An 18,312-nucleotide genomic window follows, 5' to 3' on the forward strand; every position below is an offset into this window, starting at 1 on the left:
CGGAAAAACCGCCAATTTAACATATTGGTGCCTTGCCCAAAATCCCCGCCGTTGTTAGAGTTTGCCGCACTTTTTTACCCACGCGTTGCCTAGGGTCACTTTCCCATGTTCAAGAAACTGCGTGGCATGTTTTCCAGCGATCTTTCCATCGACCTGGGCACTGCCAACACCCTTATTTACGTGCGTGAGCGCGGTATCGTCCTGAATGAGCCATCGGTTGTGGCCATTCGTACTCACGGCAACCAGAAAAGTGTCGTCGCTGTCGGTACCGAGGCAAAGCGCATGCTGGGCCGTACGCCTGGCAACATTGCTGCCATTCGTCCGATGAAAGACGGCGTGATCGCCGATTTCAGCGTTTGCGAAAAAATGCTGCAGTACTTCATCAACAAGGTTCACGAAAACAGCTTCCTGCAGCCAAGCCCGCGGGTACTGATCTGCGTGCCGTGCAAATCGACCCAGGTCGAGCGCCGGGCCATTCGTGAATCGGCGCTGGGCGCCGGTGCCCGTGAAGTGTTCCTGATTGAAGAGCCAATGGCCGCCGCCATCGGTGCCGGCCTGCCGGTCGAGGAAGCCCGCGGTTCGATGGTCGTCGATATCGGTGGTGGTACCACTGAAATCGCGCTGATCTCCCTGAACGGTGTGGTTTACGCCGAATCCGTGAGGGTCGGTGGCGACCGTTTCGACGAGGCCATCGTCACCTACGTGCGCCGCAACTACGGCAGCCTGATCGGCGAGTCCACCGCCGAGCGCATCAAGCAGGAAATCGGTACCGCCTATCCGGGTGGCGAAGTTCGTGAAGTCGATGTCCGCGGCCGCAACCTGGCCGAGGGCGTGCCACGTGCCTTCACCCTGAACTCCAACGAAGTGCTGGAAGCCCTGCAAGAGTCCCTGGCGACCATCGTCCAGGCGGTCAAGAGCGCCCTGGAGCAATCGCCGCCAGAGCTGGCTTCGGACATCGCCGAGCGTGGCCTGGTGCTGACCGGTGGTGGCGCCCTGCTGCGTGACCTCGACAAGCTGCTGGCCCAGGAAACCGGCCTGCCGGTAATCGTCGCCGAAGACCCGCTGACCTGCGTGGCTCGCGGTGGTGGTCGTGCCCTGGAAATGATGGACAAACACACCATGGACCTGCTCTCCAGCGAATAAGCCGGAGCCCGCAGTTCACGCCGCCCGGTTTACAGGTAGTGCCCACAGTGCTACCTGTATGTGCTGGGCTGACGTCCGTGTGGGCGTCGTTTTCCGTCAATCCGCAAGCAGGCCGGTGCGTTGCCGTATGAATGACCTCTTGAATCGTCGTCCACGAGGAGCGGCCCATTAAACCGCTTTTCGCCAAGGGCCCTTCGCTGGGCGTACGCCTGCTTGTGCTGGTTGTGCTGTCGATCACCCTGATGGTGGTCGACGCGCGCTTCACCCTGCTCAAGCCGATGCGTAGCCAGATGGGCCTGGTGCTGATGCCGTCCTACCTGGTTACCGATCTGCCGCAGCGCGTGTGGCAGGGGGTTGCCAGCCAGTTTGGCAGCCGTACCGAACTCGCCGCTGAAAACGAAAAACTCAAGACCGAAGCCTTGCTCCTGCAAGGTCGCCTGCAGAAGCTGGCGGCCCTGACCGAGCAGAACGTGCGCCTGCGCGAGTTGCTCAACTCCTCGGCACTGGTCAACGAGAAGGTCGAAGTCGCCGAGCTGATCGGCGTCGATCCCAATCCTTTCACTCACCGGATCCTGATCAACAAGGGCGAGCGCGATGGCGTGGTCCTCGGTCAGCCGGTGCTCGACGCGCGTGGCCTGATGGGCCAGGTGGTTGAACTGATGCCCTACACTTCGCGGGTACTGCTGCTGACCGACACCACCCACAGCATTCCGGTGCAGGTCAACCGCAACGGCTTGCGGGCGATTGCCAGCGGTACCGGCAACCCCGAGCGCCTTGAACTGCGCCACGTTGCCGACACCGCCGACATCAAGGAAGGCGACCTGCTGGTGAGCTCCGGCCTCGGCCAGCGCTTCCCGGCCGGTTACCCGGTGGCCACGGTCAAGGAAGTGATCCACGATTCCGGCCAGCCGTTTGCCATCGTCCGGGCGATTCCGACCGCCGCACTCAACCGCAGCCGCTACCTGCTGCTGGTATTCACCGACAGCCGTTCGCCCGAGCAACGTGCCAGTGATGCCGCGATTGCCCAGGAAGAGGCTGATCGCCAGGGGCTGCCCGCTTCGGCGGCACCTGCTGCGCCTGCCAGCGCCCCGGCTGCGGTGACGCCAGCAACAGCCGCACCCGCCGCACCGGCAACCAGTGCCCATCCGCCCGCCACGGCAGCGCCCGCAGCCCCTGCTGCCGTTCCAGGCGCGCCAGTCATTTCCCAGGAGAGACACTGATGGTAAGCACCCGCAGCCGTAACGGCTGGGTCATCTGGCTGAGCTTTCTGATCGGCATGCTGCTCAGCGTGTCGCCGATGCCGCAGTTCGCCGAAGTGTTCCGGCCGATGTGGCTGGCCCTGTTGCTGGCCTTCTGGACCCTGGCCGTGCCGCACCGGGTCGGCATGACCACCGCGTTCGTCCTGGGCCTGGCCGAGGATGTGCTGTATGGCACCTTGCTGGGTCAGAACGCGCTGGTGCTGACCCTGATCACCTTCCTGGTGCTGTCGTTGCAACAGCGCCTGCGGATGTTCCCGATGTGGCAGCAAAGCCTGGTGATCCTGGTGATCTTCGGCCTGGCCCAGTTGATCCAGCTGTGGCTCAGCGCCCTGACCGGCAACCGCCTGCCGACCCTGGCGCTGATCTGGTCGGCGGTCATCAGCGCCTTGCTCTGGCCGTGGATCAGCTATGGCCTGCGTGGTCTGCGCCGACGCCTGAGCATCAACTGAGCACTCACATTCAACGCTGACAGGGAGACGTCAAGATGACCCTGCTGTACCTGGCCTCTGGCTCGCCACGCCGCCGTGAGTTGCTGACCCAGATTGGTATTCCCTTTACTTCGCTCAGTGCCGCGATCAACGAGACGCCGCTGCCCGCCGAGGCTGCGGCGGCGTACGTTGAGCGTCTGGCGCGAGAGAAAGCCTGCGCCGGCCTTGCGTCGTTGCCCCCGAGTAGCGACAGCCCGGTAGCGGTGCTGGGTGCCGATACCGCCGTGGTGCTCGAAGGTCGAATTCTCGGCAAGCCGCAAAACCGTGAAGATGCCCTGGCCATGCTGGCCGCCTTGTCCGGGCGCGAGCATCTGGTAATGACTGCGGTGGCCGTTGCCGATCATCAACGTTGCCTGAGCGTCAATGTCAGCAGCCGCGTAGTATTTCGTACCATCAGCACCGAGCAAGCCGAGGCCTACTGGGCCAGCGGCGAACCTGCCGACAAGGCCGGCAGCTATGCCATACAGGGTCTGGGGGCAGTGTTCGTACAGCGTCTGGAGGGCAGCTATTCGGCCGTGGTCGGCCTGCCCTTGAACGAAACCGCCGAGCTGCTCGGTCAATTCGGTATCCCCTGCTGGCAGCGCCTGCCGGCCCGTTGAGCGAGGATTAGCCAGAACTGCCCTAGCCAGTCGCCCGCGAGCGATCCATGATTACTGAAGTCCTTTGACGAGAGCTTGCCATGAGTGAAGAGATTCTGATCAACATCACACCGATGGAATCACGCGTGGCGGTGGTGGAGAACGGTGTACTGCAGGAGGTGCATGTCGAGCGCACCCAGCGCCGTGGCATCGTCGGCAACATCTACAAAGGCAAGGTGGTGCGGGTTCTGCCGGGCATGCAGGCGGCCTTCGTCGACATCGGCCTGGACCGCGCGGCGTTCATCCACGCCTCGGAAATCTCCCTGCGCGAGGGCTCCTCGGTCGAGAGCATCAGCGCCCTGGTGCATGAAGGCCAGAGCCTGGTGGTGCAGGTGACCAAGGACCCGATCGGCTCCAAGGGCGCGCGCCTGACCACCCAGCTGTCGATCCCGTCGCGTTACCTGGTGTACATGCCGCGTACCAGTCATGTCGGCATTTCCCTGAAGATCGAAGACGAGGCCGAACGCGAACGCCTCAAGCAGGTGGTGACTGACTGCATCGCCCAGGAAAACATCCAGGACGCTGGCGGCTTCATCCTGCGTACCGCCGCCGAAGGCGCCGGGGCCGATGAAATCCTCATGGACATCCGCTACCTGCGCAGGCTCTGGGAACAGATCGGCGCGCAGATCAAGACCGTCGGCGCGCCAACCGAAATCTACGAAGACCTTGGCCTGGCCCTGCGCACCCTGCGCGACCTGGTCAACCCGAAGATCGAGAAGATCCGCATCGACTCGCGGGAAACCTTCCAGAAAACCACACAGTTCGTCGCTGAACTGATGCCGGAAATCGCCGATCGTCTGGAACATTACCCGGGCGAGCGACCGATTTTCGACCTCTACGGCGTCGAAGACGAAATCCAGCGCGCCCTGGACCGCAAGGTGCCGCTCAAGTCCGGCGGCTACCTGGTGGTCGATCCGGCCGAGGCGATGACCACCATCGACGTCAACACCGGGGCCTTTGTCGGCCACCGCAACCTCGAAGAGACCATCTTCAAGACCAACCTCGAGGCGGCTACCGCCATTGCCCGGCAACTGCGCCTGCGCAACATTGGCGGGATCATCATCATCGACTTCATCGACATGGAAGATGAAGAGCACCAGCGCCAGGTGCTGCGCACCCTGGAAAAACAACTGGAGCGCGACCACGCCAAGACCAACATTATCGGCATTACCGAGCTGGGCCTGGTGCAGATGACCCGCAAGCGCACCCGCGAGAGCCTTGAGCAGGTGCTGTGCGAACCCTGCTATTGCTGCCAGGGACGTGGCAAGCTGAAGACCCCAGAGACGGTCTGTTACGAAATTTTCCGCGAGATCCTGCGCGAAGCCCGCGCCTATCAGGCCGAGGGCTACCGGGTACTGGCCAATCAAAAAGTGGTCGACCGCCTGCTGGACGAAGAATCGGGCAACGTGGCCGAGCTTGAGGCCTTCATCGGTCGAACCATTCGCTTCCAGGTCGAGTCCATGTATTCCCAGGAACAATATGATGTGGTGCTCCTCTGACTCGTACTGAGCAACAATGTGTGCTGCCTGCGCTGGCAAAGTGCCTGGTTGCGGCCATAGTTAAGGCACGATCCGGAGGGCCACTGGCATGGAACGACTGATGCGCGTTCTCGGCGCCTTGACCCGCTGGGGGCTGGGCATCAGTGCCTTGCTGGCGGTGCTGGTGGCGTTGTACGTCAGCCTCGGCCGGCAGTTCATTCCGCTGGTGGCCGAGTACCGTGCCGAAGTTGAGGACAAGGCCGAGCAGGCCCTGGGCCTGCCGGTGCATATCGGCGCCCTGGAAGGGCACTGGAGTGGCCTGGCGCCGATCGTGAGGGTGCGTGATATCCAGGTCGGCGAGGGTCCGAGTGCCTTGCGCCTGGACGGCGTCAAGCTGGTGCCAGACCTCTGGGCCAGCCTGGTCGAGCGTCAGCTGCGTCTTGCCAACCTCGAAGTCGGCGGCTTGCAGCTCAGCCTGCGTGAAGACCAGAACGGCGCCTGGGCCCTGGAAGGCCTGCCGGAAAAAGACGACCAGCCGCTGGACCCCGAGCAACTGCTCAAGCAGATCCAGGTGGTGTCGAAAGTCTCCGTGGTCGACAGCCAGGTGACCCTGGAGCCATTCCAGCGCGAACCCATGACCCTTACCTACGTCAGCCTCGGCCTGCAGACCGGCAGTGTGCGCCAGCGCCTGGACGCGCGCGTGACCCTGCCCGACGGCCAGCCGCTGGCATTGAGCCTGCGCAGCCGCATCCGCCCCAGTCAGTGGCGCGACGGTGAAGTCGATGCCTACCTGAGCCTGCCGCAAAGCGACTGGGCGCGTTGGCTGCCCCCGCGGCTGCTGGGCCAATGGCAGGCCGCCGAGCTGCGCGCTGGTGGCGAGTTGTGGCTGAGCTGGGGCAAGGGCCAGGTGCAAAGCGCTGTGGTGCGCCTCAATGCGCCGCAGCTGCGCGGCAACTATGCCGAACGCAAGCCTGTGCAGGTCGACAACCTGGCCCTCAATGCCTGGTTCCAGCGCAGCGACAAGGGCCTGGATGTGCTGATTGACTCGTTGGCCATGAGCCTGGGCAAGACCCGCTGGGAATCCCATGTGCAGCTCAAGCAGACCGCCGCGACCGAATCCGGCGAGGAAACCTGGGCAATTCAGGCCGACCGTCTCGACCTGACCCCGGTTACGCCGCTGATTGACGCCCTGGCGCCGCTGCCGGAAAAACTCATGGCCGTGGTCGATGGCCTCAAGGTCACCGGGGCCTTGCGTAACGTGCGCCTGGATGTGCGGCCTAAAGCCACCGGCGACCAGCGCCTGAGTTTTGCTGCCAACCTTGAGCGGGTTGGCTTTGACGCCTATCACGGTGCACCGGCTGCCGGTAATGTCAGCGGCAGTATCAGCGGTGACCTCGGCCAGGGCGAACTGCGCCTGGATACCGATGCCTTCATGCTGCACCTGTACCCGATCTTCGAGAAACCCTGGCATTACCAGAAAGCCAACGCACGCCTGACTTGGCGCCTGGACCAGGAAGGCTTCACCCTGATCGCGCCGTACCTGAAGGTGCTGGGCGAGGAGGGCAAGATTGCCGGCGACTTCCTCATTCGCCTGCTGTTCGATGAAACCCGCGAAGACTACATGGACCTGCGCGTCGGCCTGGTCGACGGCGATGGCCGCTACACCGCCAAGTACCTGCCCGAAGTACTAAGCCCGGCGCTGGATGAATGGCTGCGCACGGCGATCCTCAAGGGCGCGGTCGATGAAGGTTATTTCCAGTACCAGGGTTCGCTCAATCATGGCGCCCCGGAGCAAGCGCGCAGCATCAGCCTGTTCTTCAAAGTCCATGACGCCGCCCTGGATTTTCAGCCCGGCTGGCCTCAGGTGCAGAAAGTCGCCGGTGACGTGTTTATCGACGACGATGGTGTGCGCATCAAGGCGCAAAGCGGACAGTTACTCAATACTCAGGTGCGTAACGTCGAGGTCAACATTCCCCATGTTGCCGCCGGTGAACACAATCACCTGTATCTGGACGGCGAATTTGACGGCGGGCTCGTCGATGGCCTGAAGATCCTCCAGGACGCGCCTATCGGCACCGGGCCGATGTTTGCCGGCTGGGAGGGCGAGGGCGACCTTAAGGGCAAGCTCAAGCTGGATATTCCCCTGGCCAAAGGCCAGCAACCCAAGGTGGTCGTCGACTTCAATGTTCGCGATGCACGGCTGAAGATCGCTTCACCTGCCCTGGAGCTCCATCAGCTCAAGGGTGATTTGCGCTTTGACTTCGACAAAGGCTTGAGCGGCGAGAACATCAGTGCGCGGGCTTTCGACAAGCCGATCACCGCGCAGATCTTTGCCGAAGGCAAACCTGGCCAGATGCAGACCCGCATCAACGCCAAGGGGCAGATGCCGCTCAAATCGCTGACCGACTGGCTGCAGGTCAAGCAGGCCCTGCCGCTTTCCGGAGAGCTGCCTTACCAGTTGCAGGTCAGCCTGGGCAGCCGCGATAACACCTTGACCGTCGATTCCAGCCTCAAGGGCCTGGCGGTGGATTTGCCCGCGCCGTTCGGCAAGGCCGCAAACGAGACCCGCAACAGCCAGTTCAGCATGGGCCTGCAGGGGCCGGAGCGGCGCTTCAATGTCACTTACGCTGACATCGCCAAGGCCATCTACGCCGCGCCTATGGACAAGCTCGACCAGGGCCGTGGCGAACTGCTGTTCGGCGCCGGCACCGCACAGTTGCCGCCTGGCCAGGGCCTGCGTGTGCGCGGTCGCCTGGCCGAGCTCGACCTGGAACCCTGGCAGAAGCAGCTCGATCGGGTTGCCGGCAATGACCCGGGCGGCAATGCCAAGCAAATGCTGCGCGGCGTCGACCTGAGTATCGGCCAGCTCAAGGGCTTTGGCCTGAACCTGGCCCAGGCGGTGGTGCGTGTGGACCGCGGCGGCAACCTGTGGGCCGTGCGCCTGGACAGCAAGGAAGTCATCGGCAACGCGCGGATCCCGGATGCCAAGGGCGCGCCGATGGTGATCAATCTGCAGACCATTCACCTGCCGGCCGCCGACCCCGCCGAAGCGTCTTCCGATGACGGCCCGGACCCAATGGCCAGTATCGATCCGCGCAAGATTCCGGCCGTTGATCTGTCGATCGACAAGCTGTTTCGCGGTGACGATCTGCTCGGCAGTTGGGCGGTAAAAGCCCGCCCGACCGCCAAGGGCATCGCCCTCAATGACCTCGATGTCAATGTCAAAGGCCTGCAGATCGACGGTAACGGCGGTTGGGAAGGGGCACCAGGGGCGAGCAGCAGTTGGTACAAGGGCCGCCTGGAAGGCAAGAACCTGGCGGACATCCTCAAGGCCTTCAACTTCGCGCCGACCGTCACCAGCCGTGATTTTCGCCTGGATGTCGATGGCCGCTGGCCCGGCTCGCCGGCCTGGGTCGGCCTCAAGCGATTCTCCGGCAGCCTCGATGCCGCCTTGCGCAAAGGCCAGTTCGTCGAAGTCGAAGGCGGTGCCCAGGCCCTGCGGGTGTTCGGCCTGCTCAACTTCAACTCGATTGGCCGGCGCCTGCGCCTGGACTTCTCCGACCTGCTCGACAAGGGCCTGAGCTACGACCGGGTCAAGGGCCTGCTGGTGGCCAGTGAGGGGGTTTATGTGACCCGCGAGCCGATCACCCTGACCGGCCCCTCGAGCAATCTTGAACTCGACGGCACCCTGGACATGGTCCGTGACCGGGTCGATGCCAACCTGCTGGTGACCTTGCCGGTGACCAACAACCTGCCGATTGCCGCGCTGATTGTCGGGGCGCCAGCCATCGGCGGGGCGCTGTTCCTGGTCGACCGCCTGCTCGGTGACCGGGTGGCGCGCTACGCCAGCGTGCATTATCGCGTCGAGGGTCCGTGGAAAGAGCCTAAGATAAGCTTTATCAAACCTTTCGAAAAATCACGCTAGGAGCCGGCATGAAGTCAGCGGTTATCCAGATGGTCAGCCAGAGCGACGTTCTGGCCAACCTGGTGCGCGCCCGGCAACTGCTTGAGCAGGCAGCCGCAGGCGGTGCGCGGCTTGCCGTGCTGCCGGAAAACTTCGCGGCCATGGGCCGGCGCGACAGTGCTGCGATCGGTCGCGCCGAGGCCCTGGGCGAAGGCCCGATCCTGCCCTGGTTGAAACAGACCGCCCGCGACCTCAAGTTATGGATAGTGGCGGGTACTTTGCCGTTGCCGCCGGTCGGTCAGGTCGAAGCCAAGTCCCATGCCTGCTCCCTGCTGATCGATGAGCACGGCGAACAGGTGGCGCGCTATGACAAGCTGCACCTGTTCGATGTCGATGTCGCTGATAACCGTGGCCGCTATCGTGAATCCGATGACTATGCCCACGGCGCTCAGGTGGTGGTAGCCGACACCCCGGTGGGGCGCCTGGGCCTGAGTGTCTGCTATGACTTGCGCTTCCCCGAGTTGTACAGCGCGCTGCGCGAGGCCGGAGCTGAACTGATCAGCGCGCCATCGGCCTTCACCGCCGTGACCGGTGCCGCGCACTGGGAGGTGCTGATCAGGGCGCGGGCGATCGAAACCCAATGCTATGTCCTGGCTGCGGCCCAGGGCGGTACCCACCCGGGGCCACGGGAAACTTATGGCCATGCGGCGATCGTCGACCCCTGGGGGCGCATCGTCGCCGAACAGGCCAGTGGCGAGGCCGTGCTGCTGAGCGAACGCGACAGCAGTGAACAGGCGTCCATCCGGGCGCGGATGCCGGTGACTTTACACCGGCGCTTTTTCTCGCAGGACGCCTTGCGGCCTGCGCACACCTCGGAGTGACTATGAGCGAGATGTTATCCACTGTCAGCGAACACCTGCTGGCGCCGGGCGGCCTGACCCTCGACAGCCTGCAGTCAGTGCTGGGCGAGCTGGCCGGGCCAGGCATCGATGCCGCCGACCTGTATTTCCAGGGGCAGATTTCCGAATCCTGGGCGCTGGAAGACGGCATCGTCAAAGAAGGCAGCTTCAACCTCGACCAGGGCGTGGGCGTGCGTGCCCAGTCTGGCGAGAAGACCGGTTTTGCCTACAGCAACGCCATCAACCTCGAAGCCCTGACCTCGGCGGCCCGTGCGGCGCGATCGATTTCCCGTGCCGGGCAGAATGGCAGCGTGCAGGCGTTCAACAGCCAGGACGTTACCCAGCTTTATGGCACTGACAACCCGCTTGAGGTCATCAGCCGCGCCGAGAAGGTCGAGCTGCTCAAGCGTGTCGATGCTGCCACGCGTAAGCTCGATCCGCGTATCCAGCAAGTCACCGTGAGCATGGCCGGGGTCTGGGAGCGCATTCTGGTCGCCGCCGCCGATGGTAGCCTGGCCGCCGACATTCGCCCGCTGGTGCGTTTTAACGTCAGTGTCATCGTCGAGCAGAACGGCCGTCGCGAGCGCGGCGGTCATGGTGGTGGCGGGCGTACCGATTACCGCTATTTCACCGACGAACGAGTCATGGGCTTTGCCCGTGAGGCCCTGCGCCAGGCGCTGGTCAATCTCGAAGCCATTCCGGCGCCGGCCGGTACCCTGCCGGTGGTGCTCGGCTCCGGCTGGTCGGGCGTATTGCTGCACGAAGCGGTCGGCCATGGCCTGGAAGGCGACTTCAACCGCAAGGGCAGTTCGGCCTACAGCGGCCACATGGGCGAGAAAGTTGCTTCGAGCCTGTGCACCATTGTCGACGACGGCACCCTGGAAGGTCGTCGCGGTTCGCTGAGTGTCGACGACGAAGGCACCCCGACCGAGTGCACCACGCTGATCGAGAACGGCATCCTCAAAGGCTACATGCAGGACAAGCTCAACGCCCGCCTGATGGGCATGGCCCGCACCGGCAACGGCCGCCGCGAATCCTATGCGCACCTGCCAATGCCACGCATGACCAACACCTACATGCGGGCTGGCGAAAGCGACCCGGCAGAAATCATCGCCTCGGTGAAAAGGGGCATCTACTGCGCCAACCTCGGCGGTGGCCAGGTCGACATCACCAGCGGCAAGTTCGTGTTTTCCACCAGCGAGGCGTACCTGATCGAAGACGGCAAGATTACCGCGCCGGTCAAAGGCGCAACCCTGATCGGCAATGGCCCGGAAGCCATGAGCCGGGTATCGATGGTCGGCAACGACCTGTCGCTGGACAGCGGTGTCGGTACGTGCGGCAAGGATGGTCAGTCGGTGCCGGTAGGCGTTGGCCAGCCGACCCTGAAGATTGATGCGATCACCGTCGGTGGCACGGGCGCATGAAGAAGAAACCGGGCAGGCAGGGCGCCTGCCCGTGTGCGGGGTTCAACGCAAGCCGCGTTGGACTTCGTCGAGGTCGCGGATGTACTTGAAGATCTTGCGGCTCGCGCTTGGCGCCTTGTTGCGCGCCAGCTCGTGCTGGGCCTGGCGGATCAGCGAGCGTAGCTGCTGGCGATCGGCATCCGGGTATTCCTGGACGAACTTCTCCAGGACTTCGTCGGTACCGTCGATCAGCCGGTCGCGCCAGCGTTCGAGGTTGTGGAAGCGCTCGTTGTACTGGCGCGAGGAGGCGTCGAGCTGGTCAAGCAGGGCATTGATCGCGTCGATGTCCTGGTCGCGCATCAGCTTGCCGATGAACGACTTGTGGCGCCGTTTGGCCTCGTTCGCGGTGTGCCGCTTGTGTTCTTCCAGGGCCGCGCGCAGTTCGTCGGTCAACGGCAGTTTGGCCAGGGTATCGGGCTTGAGCAAGGTAAGGCGCTCGCCCATATCAACCAGCGCCTGCATCTCGCGCTTAACCTGGGTTTTGCTTTTTTCGCCGTCAAAGGCGGTGTCGTAAGAATCAACCATGGGGGCAGTCCGCTGAGAATCGCCGCCATGATAACCAGTCGGGGGCCGCTTGTCCGGTCCGGTCGTAGATTGACCCGCGCCGAACGCAGAATTTGAGTGGAGAAAACCATGAGTGCAGTCCAGAGCGTAGGTCCGCAGGCCCTGCCGGCGTTGCAGGAACAGGTCGAACAGATCATCGCCGAAGCCCGGCGCCAGGGCGCCAGTGCCTGTGAAGTGGCAGTATCGCTGGAGCAGGGGTTGTCGACTTCGGTGCGCCAGCGCGAAGTCGAGACCGTCGAATTCAACCGCGACCAGGGCTTTGGCATCACCCTGTATGTGGGCCAGCGCAAGGGCTCGGCGAGCACGTCGGCCAGCGGCAGCGAGGCGATCCGGGAAACCGTCGCCGCCGCCCTGGCGATTGCCAAACACACCTCTGAAGATGAGTGTGCCGGGCTAGCCGATCCGGCACTGATGGCCCGTGAACAGCCGGATTTCGACCTCTATCACGCTTGGGACATCACTCCCGAACAGGCCATTGAAAAGGCCCTGGAATGCGAAGCTGCGGCCTTTGACGCCGATGCGCGGATCAAGAATGCCGATGGCACCACCCTCAACACCCACCAGGGCTGCCGCGTGTATGGCAACAGTCACGGCTTTATCGGTGGCTACGCTTCGACCCGGCACAGCCTGAGCTGCGTGATGATCGCCGAAGCGGACGGGCAGATGCAGCGCGACTACTGGTATGACGTCAATCGCCAGGGCGAACTGCTGGCCGACCCGCGCAGCATCGGAATCCGCGCCGCGCAACGGGCGGCCAGCCGCCTGGGCGCGCGTCCGGTGCCCACCTGTGAAGTGCCGGTGCTGTTCTCGGCCGAGCTGGCTGGCGGGCTGTTCGGCAGCTTCCTTTCGGCGATTTCCGGCGGCAACCTGTACCGCAAGTCATCGTTCCTCGATGGTGCCATGGGCCAGCGCCTGTTCCCCAGCTGGCTGACCCTGGACGAGCGTCCGCACCTGCAAAAGGCACTGGGCAGTGCCGCGTTCGATGGTGACGGCCTGGCAACCTATGCCAAACCGTTCGTCGAAAACGGCCAGCTGGTGTCCTACGTGCTAGGTACCTATTCCGGGCGCAAGCTGGGCTTGCCGAGCACCGCCAACGCCGGCGGCGTGCACAACCTGTTCGTTACCCATGGTGTCGAAGACCAGGCCGCCTTGCTGCGGCGCATGGGCCGTGGCCTGTTGGTTACCGAGTTGATGGGCCATGGCCTGAACATGGTCACAGGCGACTACTCCCGTGGTGCGGCAGGTTACTGGGTGGAAAACGGCGAAATTCAGTTCGCTGTTCAGGAAGTGACAATCGCCGGCAATATGAAGGATATGTTCCAGCAAATCGTCGCGATTGGTAACGATCTGGAAACCCGCAGCAATATTCACACCGGCTCGGTGCTGATCGAACGGATGACCGTCGCGGGCAGTTAACGCCCGGTATTTCTCCCCCTGCGAAGCCCGGCCATGTGTCGGGCTTTTTGTTTTTCTTTTTTCATTTTGTTGAACTGATTCTGATTATCACTTAATAATGAATATCATTATCTAGGCGATGATGTTCATGAAACCAGTCCTCCACGAATTGCCCTACCTGGAAAACTGGCGCTGGCTGAGCCGGCGCATTCGCTGTGCCCTTGATCCGGACGAGCCGCGCCTGATCGAGCACTACCTCACCGAAGGCCGTTATCTGGTGTGTTGCACCGATACCAGTGCCTGGACCATCGCCTTGACCTCATTTCGCCTGCTGCTGGACACCGCCTGCGATCGCGCGCTGCCCTGGCATTGGCGCTGCCTGTGCCTGGACCAGGCCTGGCGGCCGCTGCTGGAGCTGCGCAACCTTGATCGGCGCGAAAACAACCAGCGCTGGCAGCCCTTCGCCCTGCAATTGGCGAACTGTGTGCTGCTGCCTTCGATTTCCTACGATGAACTGATGCAAGGACTTGATGATGAGTAATACCCGTATCGAGCGCGACAGCATGGGTGAACTGCTGGTGCCGGCCCAGGCCCTGTATGGCGCCCAGACCCAGCGCGCGGTGAACAACTTCCCGATCAGCCAGCAACGCATGCCGACCCAGTTCATCCGCGCGCTGCTGCTGGCCAAGGCTGCCGCGGCAAAGGCCAATATCGAGCTCAAGCAGCTCGACCAGGCCCGTGGCGAGGCGATCGTCAAGGCCGTGGAGCAGTTGCTGGCCGGTGACTTCATGCAGCATTTCCCGGTGGATATCTTCCAGACCGGCTCCGGTACCAGCTCGAACATGAACGCCAACGAGGTGATCGCCACCCTGGCCAGCCGCGTGCTGGGCGACACGGTCAATCCCAACGATCACGTCAACTGCGGGCAAAGCAGCAACGACATCATCCCTACCACCATTCATGTCAGTGCCGCGCTGGCCCTGCACGAGCAGTTGCTGCCGGCGCTGCAGCACCTGGTCAAGGTGATCGACGCCAAGGCCGAGCAGGTGCATCCGTTCATCAAGACCGGCCGCACCCACCTGATGGATGCCATGCCGGTGCGCATGAGCCAGGTACTGGGTGGGTGGTCGGCGCAGATCAAGGCAGCCATTGCCCATCTGCAAGCCACCCTGCCAAGCCTGCAGGCGCTGGCTCAGGGCGGCACCGCCGTGGGTACTGGCATCAATGCCCATCCTGAGTTTGCTGCACGCTTCAGTCAGCAACTGACCGCGCTGACCCGTGTCGAGTTTGTCCCGGGGCACAACCTGTTCGCCCTGATTGGCTCGCAAGACACCGCAGTGGCGGTATCCGGCCAGCTCAAGACCACCGCTGTGGCACTGATGAAAATCGCCAACGACCTGCGCTGGATGAACTCAGGGCCGCTGGCAGGCCTCGGTGAAATCGAGCTCGAAGGCTTGCAGCCGGGCTCTTCGATCATGCCAGGCAAGGTCAACCCGGTAATTCCGGAGGCTACCGCCATGGTCGCCGCGCAGGTGATCGGCAACGACGCGACCATCGCCGTGGCCGGGCAGTCGGGCAACTTCGAACTCAACGTGATGCTGCCAATCATCGCCCAGAACCTGCTCAGCAGTATCGAACTGATGGCCAATGCCAGCCGCCTGCTGGCTGACAAGGCGATCGCCAGCTTCAAGGTCAATGAGCCCAAGCTCAAGGAAGCTCTGGCGCGCAACCCGATCCTGGTTACCGCCCTGAACCCGATCATCGGCTACCAGAAGGCAGCCGAAATCGCCAAGACCGCTTACAAGCAAGGCCGCCCGATTATCGACGTAGCCCTGGAACACACCGACCTGCCGCGCAGCCAGCTTGAAGCGCTGCTCGATCCGGAAAAGCTCACCGCTGGCGGGATCTGAGCCGGTCCACCGCTCTGGAGGTTTGTCATGCAGCACTGGAAACGCACCACCGAAATTGCCAACCGTCTGTTCAAACAAGGCGAGCTGGTCGATGCCCGCGAGTTGTATCTGCAAGCCCTGGCGCTTGCCCAGGTGTTGTTCGAGCGCTGGCATGACGCCGACGAAGCGGTGGCCGTGTGTGTCATCGCTCACCACAACCTGGCCGATCTGCACCTGCGCCTGAATCAACCGCAGGAAAGCGCCGAGTACCTTTGCGCCATTCACCAGCGGCTGCTGCAGACCGCCCAGAACCCGCGCATGGCGCCGCTGCTGCGTGAAGCTGCGCTGCGTCACAGCAGCAAGACCTACACCGAGCTGCTGAGCTTCATCAGCGAGTATGGCCAGTACCCGCGCACCGAACGTCTGCTCTACCGGCATGAGCCGCAGCCGGCCCTGCATGCCGGCCAGGAAAGCGCCGCGCCTTCAGTCCTACAATATGGAATCCAGTGATATGCCTTATACCTTGCCTGCATTGCCTTACGCCTACGATGCGCTGGAACCGCACATCGATACCCAGACCATGCAGATTCACCACAGCAAGCACCACCAGACCTACATCAACAACCTCAACGCGGCGGTAGAAGGTAGCGAGTATGCCGAGTGGCCGGTAGAAATACTGGTCGCCAGCGTCAAGCAGCTGCCGGAAAAACTGCAGAACGCAGTGATCAACCAGGGCGGCGGCCACGCCAACCACTCGCTGTTCTGGACCGTGATGTCGCCCCAGGGCGGTGGCCTGCCGCAAGGCGCCGTGGCCAAGGCCATTGATCAGCAATTGGGTGGCTTCGAGGCCTTCAAGGATGCCTTCACCAAGGCTGCACTGACCCGCTTCGGCAGTGGCTGGGCCTGGTTGAGCGTGACCCCGGCCAAGACCCTGGTGGTTGAAAGCAGTGGCAACCAGGACAGCCCGCTGATGAATGGCAATACGCCGATCCTCGGCCTGGACGTCTGGGAACACGCTTACTACCTGCTCTATCAGAATCGCCGTCCGGAATACATCAGCGCCTTTTACAACGTGATCGATTGGTCCGAGGTAGAGCGCCGTTACGCAGCCGCGCTTGTGTGAGTCGCAGCGCAATGCGTTCGGATGTGATGTCCATTGCCGGCGTGCGGCTGTTTCGCCTGGCGCTCGGTACCCTGTTGTTGCTGGTCGGCTTCGCGCTGCTGGTGGCCCAGGGTATCGCCTGGCTGGATCTGGAACCGCGCATGTTGCGGGCCCTCGAAGGCGGGGCACTGTGTGCCTTGGGCACCGCCCTGGGCGCCGTGCCGGTGCTGGTGATCCGCAACATGCCGGTGGCCCTGGCCGATACCCTGCTGGGCTTCGGCGCCGGGGTGATGCTCGCGGCCACGGCCTTTTCGCTGATCATTCCCGGGCTGGATGCCGCCCAGGCCATTGGTTTGGGTAAATGGGGTGCTGGTGGCCTGGTCAGCTTCGGCTTGCTGTTCGGCGCCTTCTGCCTGTACCTGGTCGACCTCAAGGTGTCTGGCGCTTCGCCCGAGGCGCTGGTAGGTACGCCTCAGCAGCCGGTGATTGCCGCACGGATCTGGGTGTTCGTGATTGCCATCATTGCCCATAACATTCCCGAAGGCATGGCCATTGGTGTGTCTGCCGGTGGCGGCATGCCCGATGCCGACAGCCTGGCCATGGGGATTGCCTTGCAGGATGTGCCTGAAGGCCTGGTCATCGCCCTGGTGTTGGCAGGGGCGGGGATGGCCCGTTTCAAGGCGTTTCTGATTGGCGCGGCTTCAGGCCTGGTCGAGCCGCTGGCAGCGGTGGTGTGTGCCTGGCTGGTGACGGTGGCGGAGTTATTGCTGCCACTGGGGCTGGCCTGTGCGGCGGGGGCGATGTTGCTGGTAGTGACTCAGGAAATCATTCCCGAGTCGCGCAGCAACGGCCATCACCGACTGGCTAGTCTTGGCCTGTGCATCGGCTTCTGCCTGATGATGGTGATGGATACGGCGTTGTCGTGAGAAAACGGGGGCGGTTACTCGCCCTCGTCGAAATAGTTGTTGATCAGTTCGATCAGGGCATCGAGAGCCGCAGTCTCGTCCTCGCCCTCGGTGTGCAAATGCACCTGGGTGCCTTTGCCGGCGGCAAGCATCATGACCGCCATGATGCTCTTGCCGTCTACCAGTTTGTCTGGCGCCCGACCCACGCGTACCTGGCAGGGGAATCTGCCAGCGACGCCAACGAACTTCGCAGCCGCCCGGGCGTGCAGCCCCAGCTTGTTGATGATGGTGATTTCACGAGCGGGCATCGAGGCGCAGATCCTGTGGGCTAGAGGTCGCGGTGGCGAACCTGGACGTTCTTTAACGATTGTTGCAGTAGCTGGCCCAGACGCTCGGTCAGGTACACCGAACGGTGGTGGCCGCCCGTGCAGCCAATGGCAATGGTGACATACGCGCGGTTGCTGGCGGCAAAGCGTGGCAACCATTTGAGCAGGTAGCTGGAGATGTCCTGGAACATGTCCTCGACATCCGGCTGGGCTGCCAGGTAATCGATTACCGGTTGCTCCAGGCCCGAATGGTCGCGCAGTTCCGGCTTCCAGTAAGGGTTGGGCAGGCAACGCACATCGAACACTAGGTCGGCGTCTACCGGCATGCCGCGCTTGAAGCCGAAGGATTCGACCAGGAAGGCCGTGCCTGGCTCCGGCTGGTTGAGCAGGCGCAATTTGATCGAATCACGCAGCTGATACAGGTTCAGGTTGGTGGTATCGATCTTCAGGTCGGCGAGGTCGGCAATTGGCCCGAGCAGCTCGCTTTCGACTTCGATCGCTTCGGCCAGCGAGCGTTCGTTGTTGGTCAGCGGGTGGCGGCGGCGGGTTTCCGAGAAACGCTTGAGCAGGGTTTCTTCGTCGGCATCCAGGTACAGCACATCGCACTGGATATGCCGGCTACGGGCATCCTCGAGCAGCTCGGGAAAGCGCGAGAGGTGGCTGGGCAGGTTGCGCGCGTCAATCGACACGGCCACCTTGGGCTGCATCAATTCGGTGTTGATCAGGGCGCTTTCGGCCAGTTGCGGCAGCAAGCCAGCAGGCAGGTTGTCGATGCAGTAGTAGCCGTTGTCCTCAAGTACATCGAGGGCGGTACTCTTGCCGGAGCCAGACCGGCCACTAACGATGATCAAGCGCATGT

17 protein-coding genes are annotated in these 18,312 nt (G+C 63.0%); 14 read left to right on the forward strand and 3 right to left on the reverse strand.

The features are described from left to right. Nucleotides 1-105 precede the first annotated feature (105 nt). From mreB to tldD, 8 genes are all read left to right on the forward strand, one after another. Nucleotides 106-1,143 (forward strand): rod shape-determining protein MreB, encoded by a 1,038-nt coding sequence (gene mreB, locus ABIE20_RS03590; RefSeq protein WP_008371426.1) that lies wholly within the window; start codon nucleotides 106-108, stop codon nucleotides 1,141-1,143. 167 nt (nucleotides 1,144-1,310) lie between these two features. Then, the gene (gene mreC / locus ABIE20_RS03595; protein ID WP_429503018.1) at nucleotides 1,311-2,363 is read left to right on the forward strand and encodes a rod shape-determining protein MreC; all 1,053 of its coding nucleotides are present in this window, start codon (nucleotides 1,311-1,313) and stop codon (nucleotides 2,361-2,363) included. Beyond that, nucleotides 2,363-2,851 (forward strand): rod shape-determining protein MreD, encoded by a 489-nt coding sequence (gene mreD / locus ABIE20_RS03600; RefSeq protein WP_045196310.1) that lies wholly within the window; start codon nucleotides 2,363-2,365, stop codon nucleotides 2,849-2,851. The genes mreC and mreD overlap by 1 nt, the downstream gene beginning before the upstream one ends. 35 nt (nucleotides 2,852-2,886) lie before the next feature. After that, nucleotides 2,887-3,489 carry a Maf family protein gene (locus ABIE20_RS03605; RefSeq protein ID WP_429502847.1) on the forward strand — a complete coding sequence of 201 codons (603 nt, stop codon included), beginning with the start codon at nucleotides 2,887-2,889 and terminating at the stop codon, nucleotides 3,487-3,489. Nucleotides 3,490-3,569: 80 nt separating this feature from the next. Continuing rightward, on the forward strand, nucleotides 3,570-5,027 hold the full coding sequence (gene rng, locus ABIE20_RS03610; RefSeq protein ID WP_045196314.1) for a ribonuclease G: 1,458 nt from the start codon (nucleotides 3,570-3,572) through the stop codon (nucleotides 5,025-5,027). 88 nt (nucleotides 5,028-5,115) lie between these two features. Beyond that, the gene (locus tag ABIE20_RS03615; RefSeq protein ID WP_429502849.1) at nucleotides 5,116-8,931 is read left to right on the forward strand and encodes a YhdP family protein; all 3,816 of its coding nucleotides are present in this window, start codon (nucleotides 5,116-5,118) and stop codon (nucleotides 8,929-8,931) included. Between the two features lie 8 nt (nucleotides 8,932-8,939). After that, nucleotides 8,940-9,791, forward strand: coding sequence for a carbon-nitrogen hydrolase family protein (locus ABIE20_RS03620; protein WP_429502851.1), 852 nt, complete (start codon nucleotides 8,940-8,942; stop codon nucleotides 9,789-9,791). A 2-nt stretch (nucleotides 9,792-9,793) separates the two neighbouring features. Next, complete coding sequence (tldD, locus tag ABIE20_RS03625; protein ID WP_429502853.1) at nucleotides 9,794-11,233, forward strand: metalloprotease TldD; 1,440 nt, start codon at nucleotides 9,794-9,796, stop codon at nucleotides 11,231-11,233. Between the two features lie 42 nt (nucleotides 11,234-11,275). Here tldD and yjgA read toward each other — a convergent pair whose 3' ends face one another. After that, nucleotides 11,276-11,797, reverse strand: a complete 522-nt coding sequence (yjgA, locus tag ABIE20_RS03630) for a ribosome biogenesis factor YjgA (RefSeq protein ID WP_429502855.1) — start codon at nucleotides 11,795-11,797, stop codon at nucleotides 11,276-11,278. Nucleotides 11,798-11,905: 108 nt separating this feature from the next. Here yjgA and pmbA point away from each other — a divergent pair, with 108 nt between their 5' ends. The 6 genes from pmbA to ABIE20_RS03660 all read left to right on the forward strand — a co-directional run bounded on the left by pmbA (nucleotide 11,906) and on the right by ABIE20_RS03660 (nucleotide 17,148). Beyond that, nucleotides 11,906-13,252, forward strand: coding sequence for a metalloprotease PmbA (pmbA, locus tag ABIE20_RS03635; RefSeq protein WP_429502857.1), 1,347 nt, complete (start codon nucleotides 11,906-11,908; stop codon nucleotides 13,250-13,252). 118 nt (nucleotides 13,253-13,370) lie between these two features. Beyond that, nucleotides 13,371-13,772, forward strand: coding sequence for a FagA protein (locus ABIE20_RS03640; protein ID WP_082075425.1), 402 nt, complete (start codon nucleotides 13,371-13,373; stop codon nucleotides 13,770-13,772). Further along, nucleotides 13,765-15,141: a class II fumarate hydratase gene (locus ABIE20_RS03645; protein WP_429502859.1), complete on the forward strand. Its 1,377-nt coding sequence runs from the start codon at nucleotides 13,765-13,767 to the stop codon at nucleotides 15,139-15,141. The genes ABIE20_RS03640 and ABIE20_RS03645 overlap by 8 nt, the downstream gene beginning before the upstream one ends. 27 nt (nucleotides 15,142-15,168) lie before the next feature. Continuing rightward, on the forward strand, nucleotides 15,169-15,630 hold the full coding sequence (locus ABIE20_RS03650) for a hypothetical protein (RefSeq protein WP_429502861.1): 462 nt from the start codon (nucleotides 15,169-15,171) through the stop codon (nucleotides 15,628-15,630). 1 nt (nucleotide 15,631) lies between these two features. Beyond that, nucleotides 15,632-16,243, forward strand: a complete 612-nt coding sequence (locus tag ABIE20_RS03655; RefSeq protein ID WP_429502863.1) for a superoxide dismutase — start codon at nucleotides 15,632-15,634, stop codon at nucleotides 16,241-16,243. Nucleotides 16,244-16,254: 11 nt separating this feature from the next. Further along, nucleotides 16,255-17,148, forward strand: a complete 894-nt coding sequence (locus ABIE20_RS03660; protein WP_045196335.1) for a ZIP family metal transporter — start codon at nucleotides 16,255-16,257, stop codon at nucleotides 17,146-17,148. Between the two features lie 14 nt (nucleotides 17,149-17,162). On the opposite strand, the gene ABIE20_RS03665 is transcribed toward ABIE20_RS03660, so the two are convergent. Beyond that, a complete protein-coding gene (locus tag ABIE20_RS03665) occupies nucleotides 17,163-17,435 on the reverse strand; it encodes an HPr family phosphocarrier protein (protein ID WP_429502865.1) in 273 nt (90 codons plus the stop codon). Nucleotides 17,436-17,455: 20 nt separating this feature from the next. Then, on the reverse strand, nucleotides 17,456-18,310 hold the full coding sequence (rapZ, locus tag ABIE20_RS03670; protein ID WP_045196339.1) for an RNase adapter RapZ: 855 nt from the start codon (nucleotides 18,308-18,310) through the stop codon (nucleotides 17,456-17,458). Nucleotides 18,311-18,312: the final 2 nt, after the last annotated feature.

Origin of the sequence: Pseudomonas sp. 2835, assembly GCF_050435905.1 — a bacterium.
In the GTDB taxonomy this organism is placed as follows: Bacteria; Pseudomonadota; Gammaproteobacteria; order Pseudomonadales; family Pseudomonadaceae; genus Aquipseudomonas.